This is a genomic window from Enterococcus sp. AAFC-DPL-5182 (genome assembly GCF_058216605.1).
In genome coordinates this window covers 2,392,295-2,406,212 of record NZ_CM177101.1, presented here as the reverse complement: position 1 = coordinate 2,406,212, position 13,918 = coordinate 2,392,295, and the positions used below count along the sequence as shown (strand labels likewise).

At 36.2% G+C, this 13,918-nt stretch carries 11 protein-coding genes; 10 read left to right on the top strand and 1 reads right to left on the bottom strand.

The annotated features are described in order from the left end of the window. Positions 1–26 precede the first annotated feature (26 nt). From asnS to AC4BB7_RS11200, 8 genes are all read left to right on the top strand, one after another. Positions 27–1,325 carry an asparagine--tRNA ligase gene (gene asnS / locus AC4BB7_RS11235; RefSeq protein ID WP_034682849.1) on the top strand — a complete coding sequence of 433 codons (1,299 nt, stop codon included), beginning with the start codon at positions 27–29 and terminating at the stop codon, positions 1,323–1,325. A gap of 182 nt (positions 1,326–1,507) precedes the next feature. Further along, positions 1,508–2,407 carry a hypothetical protein gene (locus tag AC4BB7_RS11230; protein ID WP_490483071.1) on the top strand — a complete coding sequence of 300 codons (900 nt, stop codon included), beginning with the start codon at positions 1,508–1,510 and terminating at the stop codon, positions 2,405–2,407. 245 nt (positions 2,408–2,652) lie between these two features. Further along, positions 2,653–3,990, top strand: a complete 1,338-nt coding sequence (gene murC, locus AC4BB7_RS11225) for a UDP-N-acetylmuramate--L-alanine ligase (protein ID WP_490483070.1) — start codon at positions 2,653–2,655, stop codon at positions 3,988–3,990. 124 nt (positions 3,991–4,114) lie between these two features. Then, positions 4,115–4,597 carry a MaoC family dehydratase gene (locus AC4BB7_RS11220; protein ID WP_086313588.1) on the top strand — a complete coding sequence of 161 codons (483 nt, stop codon included), beginning with the start codon at positions 4,115–4,117 and terminating at the stop codon, positions 4,595–4,597. After that, on the top strand, positions 4,590–5,273 hold the full coding sequence (locus AC4BB7_RS11215) for a Bax inhibitor-1/YccA family protein (protein WP_490483069.1): 684 nt from the start codon (positions 4,590–4,592) through the stop codon (positions 5,271–5,273). The genes AC4BB7_RS11220 and AC4BB7_RS11215 overlap by 8 nt, the downstream gene beginning before the upstream one ends. 238 nt (positions 5,274–5,511) lie before the next feature. Beyond that, complete coding sequence (gene argJ, locus AC4BB7_RS11210) at positions 5,512–6,669, top strand: bifunctional glutamate N-acetyltransferase/amino-acid acetyltransferase ArgJ (RefSeq protein WP_490483068.1); 1,158 nt, start codon at positions 5,512–5,514, stop codon at positions 6,667–6,669. 144 nt (positions 6,670–6,813) lie between these two features. Further along, positions 6,814–9,165, top strand: a complete 2,352-nt coding sequence (locus AC4BB7_RS11205; protein ID WP_490483067.1) for an ATP-dependent DNA helicase — start codon at positions 6,814–6,816, stop codon at positions 9,163–9,165. Between the two features lie 174 nt (positions 9,166–9,339). Next, the gene (locus AC4BB7_RS11200; protein ID WP_490483066.1) at positions 9,340–10,305 is read left to right on the top strand and encodes an asparaginase; all 966 of its coding nucleotides are present in this window, start codon (positions 9,340–9,342) and stop codon (positions 10,303–10,305) included. Positions 10,306–10,367: 62 nt separating this feature from the next. On the opposite strand, the gene AC4BB7_RS11195 is transcribed toward AC4BB7_RS11200, so the two are convergent. Continuing rightward, positions 10,368–10,862, bottom strand: coding sequence for a YajQ family cyclic di-GMP-binding protein (locus tag AC4BB7_RS11195; RefSeq protein ID WP_086313583.1), 495 nt, complete (start codon positions 10,860–10,862; stop codon positions 10,368–10,370). A gap of 274 nt (positions 10,863–11,136) precedes the next feature. Here AC4BB7_RS11195 and AC4BB7_RS11190 point away from each other — a divergent pair, with 274 nt between their 5' ends. Further along, entirely contained in the window at positions 11,137–12,066 is a 930-nt protein-coding gene (locus AC4BB7_RS11190; RefSeq protein WP_490483065.1) for a YitT family protein, read from the top strand. A gap of 226 nt (positions 12,067–12,292) precedes the next feature. Next, positions 12,293–13,906 (top strand): alpha-glucoside-specific PTS transporter subunit IIBC, encoded by a 1,614-nt coding sequence (locus AC4BB7_RS11185; RefSeq protein WP_490483064.1) that lies wholly within the window; start codon positions 12,293–12,295, stop codon positions 13,904–13,906. Positions 13,907–13,918: the final 12 nt, after the last annotated feature.

The window sequence follows — 13,918 nt, the reverse complement described above, 5'->3', positions numbered from 1 at the left end:
AAGAATAAATGAATGGAGAGACGATTGTGGAACAAATTCAAATTATTGATTCAAAAAATCATGTAGGGGAAACAGTAAAAATAGGAGCTTGGATCGCTAACAAACGTTCAAGTGGAAAAATTGCGTTTTTACAATTACGTGATGGAACAGCTTATTTTCAAGGGATTGTAGTAAAAAGTGAAGTCCCAGAGGAAGTCTTTCAATTAGCGAAAAGCTTAACACAAGAAACATCAGTTTGGATTACTGGTGAAATCAGAGAAGACAGCCGCTCAAAATTTGGTTATGAAATTGGTGTTACAGGGATTGAAGTAATTGGTGAAAGTCATGAGTACCCGATTACACCTAAAGAGCATGGCACAGACTTTTTAATGGATCATCGTCATTTATGGTTGCGTTCTTCACGTCAGCATGCAATCATGCAAATTCGTAATGAAATTATTCGTGCAACCTATGAATTTTTCAATAACAATAATTTTGTTAAAATCGATCCACCTATTTTAACTGCCAGTACAGCAGAAGGTACAACTGATCTATTTGAAACAAATTATTTTGATCAAAAAGCCTATTTATCTCAAAGTGGACAATTATACATGGAGGCAGCAGCCTTAGCGTTTGGTAAAGTGTTCTCATTTGGACCAACATTTAGAGCGGAAAAATCAAAAACGCGTCGTCACTTGATCGAGTTCTGGATGATTGAACCAGAAATGGCCTTCATGCATCAAGAAGAAAGTTTAGAAGTCCAAGAACAATACGTAGCGTTCTTAGTTCAAAGTGTATTGGACAATTGTGATCACGCATTAGACGTGTTAGAACGTGATAGAGAAGTCTTGAAAAAATATACGCAATTACCATTCCCGCGTATTTCATATGATGAAGCAGTTGAATTATTGAAGAAAAATGGATTTGATGATATTGAATGGGGCGATGATTTTGGTTCCCCGCATGAAACATTTATCGCCAACTCATTTGACCGACCAGTTTTCATTTTGAACTATCCAAAAGCGATCAAAGCTTTCTATATGAAACCACATCCAACTCGTGATGATGTTGTGATTTGTGCGGATATGATCGCACCAGAAGGCTACGGCGAAATCATCGGCGGTTCTGAAAGAGCTATTGACCATGATTACTTATTGGAACAAATTCGTAACCACAATCTAGATGAAAAAGAATATTCTTGGTATTTAGATTTACGTCGTTACGGTTCCGTTCCACACTCAGGCTTTGGACTAGGATTAGAGCGTACCGTTACATGGTTGGCAGGCATTGAACATGTTCGTGAAGCAAGTCCATTCCCACGTTTGTTGAACCGTATTTACCCATAGAAATAAACATTCAGTTAGTCGTTGAACGAAGCATTATGCTTTGTTTCAGCGACTACTTTTTATGGAAATTAAAAGGTTCAAATAAAATTACAATAATAAAAAAGAAAAAGTAAGGTAAATTGTTTAGAATTCCGCTTTTTTATGGTAGAATTGACAGAAAGTAGAATAAAGGAATGACTCGAATGGAAAACCCAACTCAAATCAAAAGAAAACATTTTCGTTTTCCAGCTTATGACGATGAATTAGGCGTGAAATTAGTTTCTGAAAATAAACGAACATTGTTTCAAGAAGAACCAATGCTCTCTAAAACACCAACACAATCTCAACAAAGTACACCAGTAATAGATCCGATAAACGTCCAACCAATGTTGCACAAACAACCAACACAAACAAATAATCAACATGTTTCTCATAGTCAGGAACAAGTTGCAGAATTGGCACGTCACAAATCCAATCTGCCGAATTATATGATGACTCATAATAAAACAACGTCACCAAAGCAAAAAAATAATCTATTTGGTAATATGCCAAAAAGAAATTCTTACGGTTTTGGTTCTCAACAATCTTCTAATAAAAACAAAGCAGCTTTTTCAAAGGATTTTACTTATGATACTCGTTCTTATTTTGTACCAAAGTATATTCCAGCGTCTGTCATTCCAGAAGAAAAAGCACCAGCTTTGACTGAGCAAGAATTGGCAGAAGCAATGAAAAAAGATCAAAATTCGTACTTGCTTTTTGACGATGAACCAGCGGCATTTCAAGTGAAGGGGAATGAAGATCCGACTGTTCAAAAATTTAACATTCCAAAAGACTCACCTGAAATTCCTGTAACAAGACGTCAATACCAACAAATCAAACCTGATATGGAACGATTTGGAAAAGAAGAAGATATTAGTCACACGTTGCCGCGTTCTAGAAAAGAGCTGAAGACGGCGAAAGAAAATGCTAAAAGCCAAACTGCATACGGTCAAAAAGTAGCAGAAGCAGAACATGAGAAAAAAAAGGGTATTTTAGATAAGTCCTTGAGTGGTATTATTAAAGATTCAAGTATGGAATTAGAGAATAGTAAGTATTTTAAGTGAAAAAGATCTGAGACAAAGCCAAATAGGTTTTGTCTCAGCTTTTTACTGTGATTCTTTATAATCGGCTAGACAGAACTTGACCCAGTAAAAATGCTGCTAGAAGCCTTTTTATTGTTGTAAAATAAACGATTAGGCGTTTTTTTTAGTTGATTATTTCACAATTATATACGATAATGGATTGCGTACGATTGAAAACTGTTTAAAAAAGCTACGTTTTATATAGACTTTAAGAGAAGAGGATTAAGATGAGCAATCAAGAAAATAAATTACATCATTTTGTTGGGATCAAAGGATCTGGAATGAGTTCATTGGCACTCGTATTGTTTGAAAAAGGCTATCAAGTGCAAGGATCCGATGTAGATGAATATTTCTTCACACAACGTGATTTGGAAAAAGCTGGTATTACTATTTTACCGTTTAATGCTGATAATATTACAAAAGATATGACTGTTATTGCAGGAAATGCATTTCCTGACACTCATGAAGAATTGGTACGTGCAAAAGAATTAGGAGCCGAAATTATTCGTTATCACGATTTTATTGGCCGTTTTATTCAACCTTATACAAGTGTTGCTGTAACGGGTTCTCATGGGAAAACAAGCACAACTGGGTTACTTTCCCATGTGTTGACAGGGATTGCACCAACAAGTTATTTGATCGGTGATGGAACGGGTCATGGTGATCCAAATGCTGAATTTTTTGCTTTTGAAGCGTGCGAGTATCGCCGTCATTTTCTAGCATATTCACCAGATTACGCAATCATGACGAATATTGATTTTGATCATCCTGATTATTTTAAGAGTATTGAAGATGTATTCTCGGCTTTTCAGACTATGGCTGAACAAGTAAAAAAAGGGATTTTTGCTTATGGTGATGATAAATATTTACGTCAATTAAAAACGGATGTCCCAGTTTATTATTATGGATTAGCACAGGATGATGATATTCAAGCTAAGAACATTGAGCGGACAACACAAGGATCTTCTTTTGATGTTTATCACCATGACACATTTGTTGGGCACTTTGTCTTACCTGCTTTTGGGCAACATAATATCATGAATACATTAGGTGTGATTGCTGTAGCTTATTTTGAAAAGTTAGATATGAAAAAAGTGGCTGAGGAAATGCTGACATTTGAAGGTGTCAAACGTCGTTTTACAGAGAAAAAAGTTTCTGACATGATCATTGTTGATGATTATGCACATCATCCAACTGAAATTATTGCAACGATCGATGGTGCTCGTCAAAAGTATCCTGATAAAGAAATCATTGCCGTTTTTCAACCGCACACATTCACTCGTACGATTGCATTGATGGATGAATTTGCTGAGGCGTTGGATTTAGCCGATGCTGTTTATCTTTGTGATATTTTTGGATCTGCTAGAGAACAACAGGGCGATGTGAAAATCGAGGATTTAGGAAATAAAATTCAAAAAGGCGGCCAAGTTATAAAAGAAGATAATGTGTCTCCGCTTTTAGACCATGAAAATGCTGTGATGGTCTTCATGGGAGCTGGAGATGTTCAAAAATTTGAACAGGCTTATGAAACGCTATTAAGCAACACAACTAGAAGTGTTCTATAAAAATAAACTTGAAGAAGAAGTTTCAGCAAACGTATTTTACGATTTGTTGAAGCCTCTTCTTTTTAACTTGCCTTTTGTCGTCATTTTGGTACAATTATCTTATCATTAGTGGAGGTGTACTAATTTGAATATCGGAAAACCGAGAAAATTAGGCAAAACCATCGAAGATATTGAGGAAGGCGATTCGCTGTCTTTAACCGAATCGATCGAAGATAAAGACTTGCTTCTTTATTTGGGCTTAACCAACGATGCCAATCCCTTATATATCCAACATGATTATGCCCAAAAAACAGAATATGGCAAACCAATCGTTCCATCGATTATGTTGATGGGAATCATTACCAGTGCAATTTCAAAACATTTACCTGGTCCTGGCTCTCATGTGGTCAATTTTTCAGTGAACTTCGTAGAACCAGTTTTTCATTATGAGACACTGACATTTCAATTTGAAGTGATCAAGGTAGATAAGATGAAAGATGTTGTGACGATTTCGATTGAAGCGGTCAATGAAGAAGAAGATCGAGTACTTGATGCGGTCGTAATGGTTCAGCCACCTCAAGTGACATTAGCGGATTTAGAGGAGAAAGAAGGAAATATAGATGAATAATGGAGCAGTAGCCAATGTTGGCTTGAATAAATTCTATTCAAAAATTTACGCATTTTTAGCGATGGGAATCGGGATCAGTGCGGTAGTATCTTATTTAGTTTTAAATGTATTTTTTATGGAAATCGTGATGTTTTTAGCCAAATATCCCTTTGCTTTTTATGGTATTTGGATCGCTGAATTGCTTTTAGTGCTCTTTTTAGGTGTTAAAGCTATAAAGAATCCAACTTTAGCAATCAGTGGTTTCATCCTTTACTCTGTGTTAAATGGTATTACATTAGCAGTTACTTTAGCGATGTATACAGAAGGCACGATTGTAACGGCCTTTGTTAGTGCAGCTGCTACATTTGGCGGTATGTCGTTGATCGGTATTTTTACTAAACGAGATCTTTCAGCAATGGGACACGCAGCATACAGCGCTTTGATCGGTTTGATCATCGCCATTTTCCTAAATGCTTTTGTTTTAAAGAGTGAACCCGTTGACTATTTGATTTCAATTTTGATGGTCATTATCTTTGCTGGAATCACAGCATACGATAACCAAAAAATTCGTACTTTATATACGCAAACTGGTGGACAACCAGGAACGGGTATCGCTGTATTCATGGCGTTACAATTATATCTTGACTTCATCAATTTATTCATAGCATTCTTGCGTATCTTTGGTAAAAATAATTAATAAAGTGATAACTATGAAGCATCCAGATAAATCTGGATGCTTTTTTTGTATAAAAATGATCTGGGAATACAATTTTATGCGAAAACGAGTGTTTATTTTGCATAAAAAACCTTTATATTGGTATTTTTTGATATAAAATCCATTGACTATTACCGCTCTTTGATTTATACTTTTATAAAATTGAGAAACAAAGTTCTATATTGAATATAAGTTGATCATGTACGGGAAGGTGTTATTGATGGGGAATTTTGAAAACGTACCAAAGGGATTTAGGTTTTATGGAACGCATGTTGGAATCAAGAAAAAAAGAAAAGATTTTGGGTTGATCGTGGCTGATGATGTTTGTCACGCTGCAGCAGTTTTTACAAAGAATACATTTTGTGGCGAATGTATACCTATCGGGAAAGACCATGTGAAAAATGCTGAATTACAAGCAGTTGTAGTGACGAGTGGTATCGCCAATGTTGCAACTGGGATAATAGGGAGAGAAAATGAATACAAAATTTTAGACTGCTTATCAGATAAGCTAATGATTAAAAAAGAGAATATTCTGCCTTCCTCTACAGGGATGATTGGACCTCAATTACCAATCGATGTTATTGAGGACTTTTTAGAAACAGAATCGATCGACCTCAAAGAAGACTATGAAGATTTCGCCCATGCTATTTTGACCACAGATCAACGAATCAAAGTTCGTAGCTTAAAAATTGGTGCTGCAACTATTTTAGGCATTGTCAAAGGCTCAGGAATGATTGAACCCAATATGGCAACGATGTTAGCCTATATTGTAACAGATGCAAAAATTGAGAAAGAAGAGATTCATTCTATGTTGAAAGTAGCTGTTGACCAATCTTTCAACACGATCAGCATCGATACAGATACAAGCACTAGTGACACTGTAGCGCTTTTAGCCAGTGGCCATTATGAAATCAAAACGAGCGAATTACAAAAGGCGTTGAATCAAATTTGTAAGGAATTAGCTTTAGATGTGGTAAAAGACGCTGAGGGTGCTACGAAGACAATGTTTGTCACAGTGAAAAATGCTGAAACCAAGGAGCAGGCAAAAAATGCTGGGAAATCAATCATCAACTCTCCTTTAGTGAAAACTGCATTATTTGGTAACGATCCTAACTGGGGTCGAATTGCAATGGCCCTTGGTAAAACCGACGGCTTGATGTTTGACCAGAATAAAGTTGAAATTTTTTATGGAACATACCCGATTTTTTCAAATAACAAGGAAAAAACACAAAATATCGATCAAATCACAGAGTACATCGAACAAAATGAAGATATCTATTTAACGGTAGATTTACATCAAGGAGTAGAAAATTTTGAAGTGATTGGCTGTGATTTAAGTTATGAATATGTCAAAATAAATAGTGATTATTCCACTTGATATATGTTGTGAATTGGTGATCTTTTAACTAAATGAAACAAGGAGTTTTCATAAGGAGAGGACAAAGTAGTTGTATTTTGTTCTCTCCTCTTTCATTTTGCGAATGTATGTTCTATAATAAAAGCAGGATAGGTGGAGTTGAACATGCAGAATACGCAAAGAATCGCAGTCCGCAGATTAGTGGAGTTTATTTTACGCAGAGGCAGTATCGATGCTCGGCATACAAGTGAACACACCGCATTAGAAGGTGCTAAGATTCACCGGAAGCTTCAAAAGAAAGCTGGTGAAAATTATCAAAAAGAAGTTAAATTAGCCATTAACATAGAATTGAATCATCAAGCATACATAATTGAAGGTCGAGCGGACGGTATTTTTATTGATGATAAAAAACGGACAGTGATTGACGAGATCAAAACATCGGAACCAGCATTTTCTGATTTGTTAGAAGAACAAATAGACATGTATTGGTATCAAGTGATGTGTTATGGACATATTTATTGTCAGCAAGAGGACTTGGAGTCAATTACATTACAGTTGACCTATTATCAAACAACAACGGACGATATTACTCGCCAAGAAAAAGAATTTAGCAAAGAAGAACTAGAAGAATTCTTTGATGACTTGACCAAAAAATACGAACAATGGTTGATCTTTAGGGCAAATTGGCGTAAAATTCGGAATCAGTCTTTACAGAATTTATCTTTTCCTTATGGAGACTACCGAGCAGGACAAAGAGAATTAGCAGTAGCAGTCTATAAAACAATTTTAAGTGATAAAAAGCTTTTTGTTGAAGCACCGACTGGAACAGGTAAGACCATTTCAACCTTATTTCCAACCTTAAAGGCAATCGGTGAAGAACAAGCCGAAAGAGTTTTTTATTTAACTGCTAAAACGATTACGCGCCAAGTGGCAGAAGATGCAGTAGAAGCAATGAAACAAAAGGATATGAAATTAAAAAGTGTGACGCTAACAGCTAAAGATAAGATTTGTTTTTTGAGTGAGCGGAATTGTACGCCAGAAGCTTGTCCTTTTGCGAATGGTTATTATGATCGTTTGAATGAAGGACTCTGGGATTTATTAAATAATGAACATCAATTTACCCGTGAAGTTATTGAATTTTACGCACGAAAGCATACGTTATGTCCATTTGAATTATCGTTAGATGTTAGTCTGTGGTGCGATTTAGTGATCTGTGATTACAATTATTTATTTGATCCAGTTGTCTATTTAAGACGTTTTTTTGAGGACCAGACTGAAGTCAAAGAGAATATTTTTTTGGTAGATGAAGTGCATAACTTAGTCAATCGTTCACGGGAAATGTATTCAGCGGAGCTATCTAAAAATAAGCTATCCGCATTGAAACAAACACTTGATAAAAAACAGACCAAACTGGTTCGGGCACTTAGCAAAATCGAAAAAGAATTTGATAAAATCAAACAGATCTGTGAGGAAGAAGGAAAAGAATTTCTACATCAACATGGACCAATTGATTCTCTAGTTAAAGCGGCTTATTCATTAGCTGAAAAAATCAAAGAGTGGCTTCCGGAAAATCAAGATCATATTGAGCTGAATCAAGTCTTATCTGTTTATTTTGAATTGTTGAATTATACTAAAATCAGCGAAGGATATGATGATCATTATTGTACGTATGTAAATTGTCAGAATCATGACATCATCGTGAAACAATTTTGTATTGATCCAAACTATTTATTACAACAAAAACTAGATAAAGGGAAAGCCAGCATTTTATTTTCGGCAAGTCTAACACCGCTAGATTACTATCAAGAGATTTTAGGTGGTGGGGAAGACAGTTTGCGTTATCGAATCCCAAGTCCTTTTCCAAAAGAAAATCAGTTATTAGTGATTGAAAAGTACATTCAGACTACATACAAAGAACGCGCGGATAATCATGAAAAGATTGTAGATAGTCTGACGAATATGATCCAGCAAAAAACGGGAAATTACTTCGTGTTCTTTCCATCGTATTCCTATATGGATAGCATTTATGAATTATTCCAGCAAAAAAATCCTCAGGTCAAAACCAAAATTCAGGCAAGTATGATGAATGAAGCAGAACGGGAAGCATATTTAGCTGATTTTGAGTTGGATCCAACAGAAACTTTAGTTGGTTTTTGTGTTTTAGGAGGAATTTTTTCAGAAGGGATTGATTTAAAAGGAAGCCGCTTGATCGGTACGGCAATCGTGGGAGTTGGGCTGCCGCAAATCAATCATGAACAAGAGCTGATCAAAGGGTATTATGATCAGGAAAAAAATCAAGGCTTTCAATTTGCGTACCAGATACCTGGGATGAATAAAGTTTTGCAAGCGGCAGGTCGAGTTATCAGAGATACTGATGATAAAGGAGTCGTATTACTTTTGGATCAGCGGTTTTCAACACCGCCTGTTCAACGTCTCTTTCCACCTCATTGGAATCAGGTCCAAACATCTTTTTCTCATGAGCGGACAAAACAGCTGATGCAAGATTTCTGGCAATGACTTAAACAACTGATGATAGGAAAAAATGTCACTTGCTGTTATACTAAAACAAGTATTAGTATAGCAACAAGTGGACAATTAATTTGAGAAACTATAAAAAGCCGAAGCAGCAATTATCGGCTCTTTTTTGAGCGAAGAGTTATCTAAATAAATGAAATGATAGGGAGACTAAAAATGAAAACAATCTTAGTATTACATACAGGCGGCACAATATCGATGTCAAAAGAAGCAGATGGTAATGTGACAACGAATCATACGAATCCATTACTTAACCAAGAAGAGTTGTTAGCTGGAAAAGTCAATTTAGTTGTAGAGCCGATTTTTAATATTCCGTCTCCTCACATGACTTTAGAAAGAATGCTGGAGCTGAAACAACGCATCCAAAAAGCATATACTGAAAAAATCGATGGTGTGGTGATCACTCATGGAACAGATACATTAGAAGAAACGGCTTATTTTTTAGATATTACATTGGAACATAAAATTCCTGTTGTATTAACAGGAGCTATGCGTTCAAGTAATGAAATTGGGACAGATGGCTTATACAATTTCATCAGTGCAGTTTGGACAGCCAGTTCAGATGAATCATATGGGAGAGGTGTGCTTGTTGTGATGAATGATGAAATTCATACAGCGCGCTATGTGACAAAAACTCATACGACAAATGTTGCGACATTTCGGACACCGACATTTGGTCCTATCGGTATGGTTTCTAAAGAACGTACTTTTTTCGCTAGTGAAGTGCGCCCGCAAGAAGTTTGTGATATTCAAAATGTCAGTGGAGAAGTCTACGTGATCAAAGCTTATGCTGGCATGGATGGAAGTTTGTTTGATCTAGTAGATAATGATCAAACAGATGGTATTGTGATAGAGGCTTTAGGTGCAGGTAATCTTCCGCCTGAAACATTGCCTGCGCTAAAAAGGCTTTTAGCTAGAAAAATCCCGATTGTTTTAGTTTCCCGCTGCTCCAATGGAATCGCCGAAGATATTTATGATTACGAGGGTGGCGGCGTTAACTTAAAGAAAATGGGAATCATTTTTTCTAGAGGACTTAATGGACCTAAAGCGCGAATTAGATTGATCGTTGGTCTGAATAGTGGAAAAAACGCTCAGTTATTGTCTGATTTTTTGAGTGAATAAACGAAAGTAAAAAGCATAATGAGCTAGGAAAAGAGTTTCTTTCGGCCCATTATGCTTTTGTATTAACGGAAATTTGTAAATTGCAACTCTACAGGTAAGTCTAAATTTCTAAGCAAAGCAATTACTTTTTGCAAGTCATCTCGACTTTTGCCAGTGACTCTGATTTGATCTTCTTGAATCTGTGATTTGACTTTAATACCAGAATTTTTGATTGCAACATTGATCTTTTTAGCATTGTCTTTGTCGATTCCGCTAATCAAATCACCGTATTGACGTGAAGCTCCTCCAAGAGCTTTTTCACTTGTTGAAAAGTGAATATTTTTGATAGGTACTGCGCGTTTGACTAACTTACTGAACAAGACGTCTTTTACTTGCTCGATTTTATAATCATCTTCTGCGACCACAACTAATTTATTGTTTTCTAACTTTATATCTGCGATCGATCCTTTAAAGTCAAAACGATTTTTGATTTCTTTCATTGCGATTTGGATCGAGTTTTTGACTTCTTCCATATTCATTTCTGATGTTACATCAAAACTTGCTTCTTTTGCCGCCATTTGCGTATCTCCTCTCATTATTTCTTACTTTTATAGTACCATTAAATGGGGAAGAAACAAGTATAAAAAGCATTTTTGACAAGAGAGGTAAGTCAAGAGCTATAGGCGGACTAAAGGAGACGTTCGCAAGAATAAAATAATCCTCATTTTCATCTTTTTTTCTTTTCTTTTATTGAGCAACCTGTTATTCTAATGCGTGGGATCTTATGTTAGAAATTAAAGCATAAGTCTGGAAAGAATAGCTATAGCTTTTCAGAAGATTGGGAGGTTTTGGATGAGTAAGTGGGTTATTTCATATAAAAAAAGTGAGACATTGAAAAAGTTTGCTGTGATTTTTGTTACCGGAATTTTAGTAGCAATCAGCTTGAACTTTTTTTTGATTCCTGCAAAAGTTTTTTCTGCTGGAATGAATGGAGTTGCGCAAATTATCGCAACGTTATTGCATACACATCTAGGGATCACGATAGATACGGGTCTTTTTATTTTGTTACTAAATATTCCGATTTTTGTTTTAGGTTTTATGAAGCTTGGGAAAGAATCAACGATTTACAGCTTTTTAAATGTAGCTTGGGTTTCCTTAACGACGATTTTGATTCCGATCGAAGTCATTACAACCAATCCTTTGATGAATGCAATCGCTGGTGGTGTATTGATTGGAATCGGTGCGGGATTGTCACTTAAAATGGGATTTACTACTGGTGGAATGGATGTTATTTCATTGGTGTTATCGAAAACAACTGGTAAAACGGTTGGCAATTATATGTTTATGTTAAATGGTATCATTGTGGCAATCGCAGGATTTGTGTTTGATTGGGAAAGTGCGCTATATACGATTATTTCAATTTACTGTATGACCCAAGTGGTTGATACGATTCATACAAGCCATCAAAAGATAACGGCGATGATCGTAACAGTTCAACCAGAAATTGTGACACAAGCAATTTCAAAACAGATGATTCGAGGAATGACGTTGCTTCCGTCAATGGGAGGTTATTCTGGTGTTGAAGGACGAATGATCATGATGGTGATCACACGCTATGAATTGTATGATTTGGAGCAAATCGTTTATGCCGTAGATGAGAATGCCTTTATGAATATTATCCCTACACACTCTGTATTGGGCCGATTTGCCAATGAAGATGAACAACGGATTTTTAAAAGTACAGGAAGTTTTCCTGAATTGAAAAAGCATAAGAGAAAGTAAACGTATATCAAGTTTCATAAGATGTCTAGTATTTGTCAGACGTTTTATGAAACTTTTTTTGTTGTGTGATCATTTTTGTTTTTTTTTGGTAATTTTCCCACTGGTTGACACTTTTTCTCTTGTTACTAACTAGCTTCCCAAAAGGTTTGATAAGGATTGAAAGCGCATTCTCGGGGTGGTATAAATAACGTGTAAAACAAATACACAGAAGGAGGGTGTTTCACTAGTGATGGAAAAAGTGCAGCGGTTTGGAGGAGCAATGTTCACTCCGGTATTATTATTTTCTTTTTCGGGTATTATGGTAGCGCTGGCGATCATTTTCAAAAATCCGATGATCGTCGGAAGTATTGCAAATGAAGGAACCGTTTGGTATGGGATTTGGTCTGTTTTAGAAAGTGGGGCTTGGACGGTATTCAATCAAATGGAATTATTATTTGTTATTGGTTTACCGATTGGTTTGGCTAAAAAAGCCAATGCTCGAGCAGCAATGGAAGCATTTGTCATTTATCTGACGTGTAATTATTTTATTAGCAGCATGTTGGACTATTTTGGTTCATTCTTTGGTGTTGATTTTACCCAAGAAGTCGGCGGAGATAGCGGCATGAAAATGATCGCTGGTATCAAAACATTGGATACTGGAATTATTGGAGCGATTTTTATTTCGGCAATCGTAGTTTGGTTGCATAATCGTTACTTTGATACCAAATTGCCAGATTTCTTAGGGATTTTTCAAGGTTCTTCATTGATTGCGATTTTAGGATTTTTCGCAATGTTGCCGATTGCTTTTCTAATTTGTCTCATTTGGCCGAAAATTCAAATGGGAATCGGATCGATGCAGACTTTCTTGGCAAGTGCGGGAACTTTTGGCGTTTGGTTATATACTTTTTTAGAAAGAATTTTGATTCCTACAGGACTACATCATTTCATTTATACGCCGTTTGTCTTTGGTCCAGCTGTTGTTGAAAATGGTATTACCAAATACTGGATGGCTCACTTGAATGAATATGCGCAAACCACAACACCACTCAAACAATTATTCCCACAAGGCGGTTTTGCGTTACACGGTAATTCGAAAATCTTTGCCTCACCAGGAATTGCAGCAGCCTTTTACTTCACAGCAAAACCTGATAAGCGGAAAAAAGTATTAGCGATTTTGATCCCTGTGACCTTAACAGCTGTGTTGGCTGGTATAACGGAACCATTAGAATTTACCTTCCTATTTGTAGCACCACCGTTATTTGTTTTACATGCTGTGTTAGCTGCAACAATGGCTGCAACGATGTTTTTCTTCGGCGTAGTTGGAGATATGGGAGGCGGGTTTATCGATTTATTAGCGAAGAACTGGATTCCGTTGTTTGCTAATCATAAAGGGATGATTTTTACCCAATTGCTGATAGGTCTATCATTTACCTTGATTTATTTTATCGTTTTTCGGGCATTGATTTTGAAATTTAATTTTGCTACGCCTGGAAGAGAAGAAGAGCAAGAAGTTAAATTATATAGTAAAAAAGAGTATAAAGAAGCGAAAAAAGCAGGAACTTTGGGTGATGTTGCTATTGCTGGTGCGAATCAGTATACAGAACAAGCTGCTATTTATTTAGAAGCTTTTGGCGGTAGTGATAACATTGAAAAAGTGAATAATTGCGCCACTCGCTTGAGGATTACTGTGAAGGATGAAGGCATAGTTTTACCTGATAGTGTCTTTAAAGAAGGTGGAGCTCATGGTGTAGTTAGAAGCGGTACAGCATTTCAAGTGATCGTCGGTTTAGATGTTCCTCAGGTGAGGGAGCAATTTGAAAACTTATTAGCGTTAGGAAATGAAACACAACCAAACGAATAGAAGACAAGGAGC

Excerpts from the sequence above, each read along its gene's own strand:
- AC4BB7_RS11230 (WP_490483071.1), top strand. The coding sequence starts at position 1,508 with ATGGAAAACCCAACTCAAATCAAAAGAAAACATTTTCGTTTTCCAGCT.
- murC (WP_490483070.1), top strand. The coding sequence starts at position 2,653 with ATGAGCAATCAAGAAAATAAATTACATCATTTTGTTGGGATCAAAGGA.
- AC4BB7_RS11215 (WP_490483069.1), top strand. The coding sequence starts at position 4,590 with ATGAATAATGGAGCAGTAGCCAATGTTGGCTTGAATAAATTCTATTCA.
- argJ (WP_490483068.1), top strand. The coding sequence starts at position 5,512 with ATGGGGAATTTTGAAAACGTACCAAAGGGATTTAGGTTTTATGGAACG.
- AC4BB7_RS11205 (WP_490483067.1), top strand. The coding sequence starts at position 6,814 with ATGCAGAATACGCAAAGAATCGCAGTCCGCAGATTAGTGGAGTTTATT.
- AC4BB7_RS11200 (WP_490483066.1), top strand. The coding sequence starts at position 9,340 with ATGAAAACAATCTTAGTATTACATACAGGCGGCACAATATCGATGTCA.
- AC4BB7_RS11195 (WP_086313583.1), bottom strand. The coding sequence starts at position 10,862 with ATGGCGGCAAAAGAAGCAAGTTTTGATGTAACATCAGAAATGAATATG.
- AC4BB7_RS11190 (WP_490483065.1), top strand. The coding sequence starts at position 11,137 with ATGAGTAAGTGGGTTATTTCATATAAAAAAAGTGAGACATTGAAAAAG.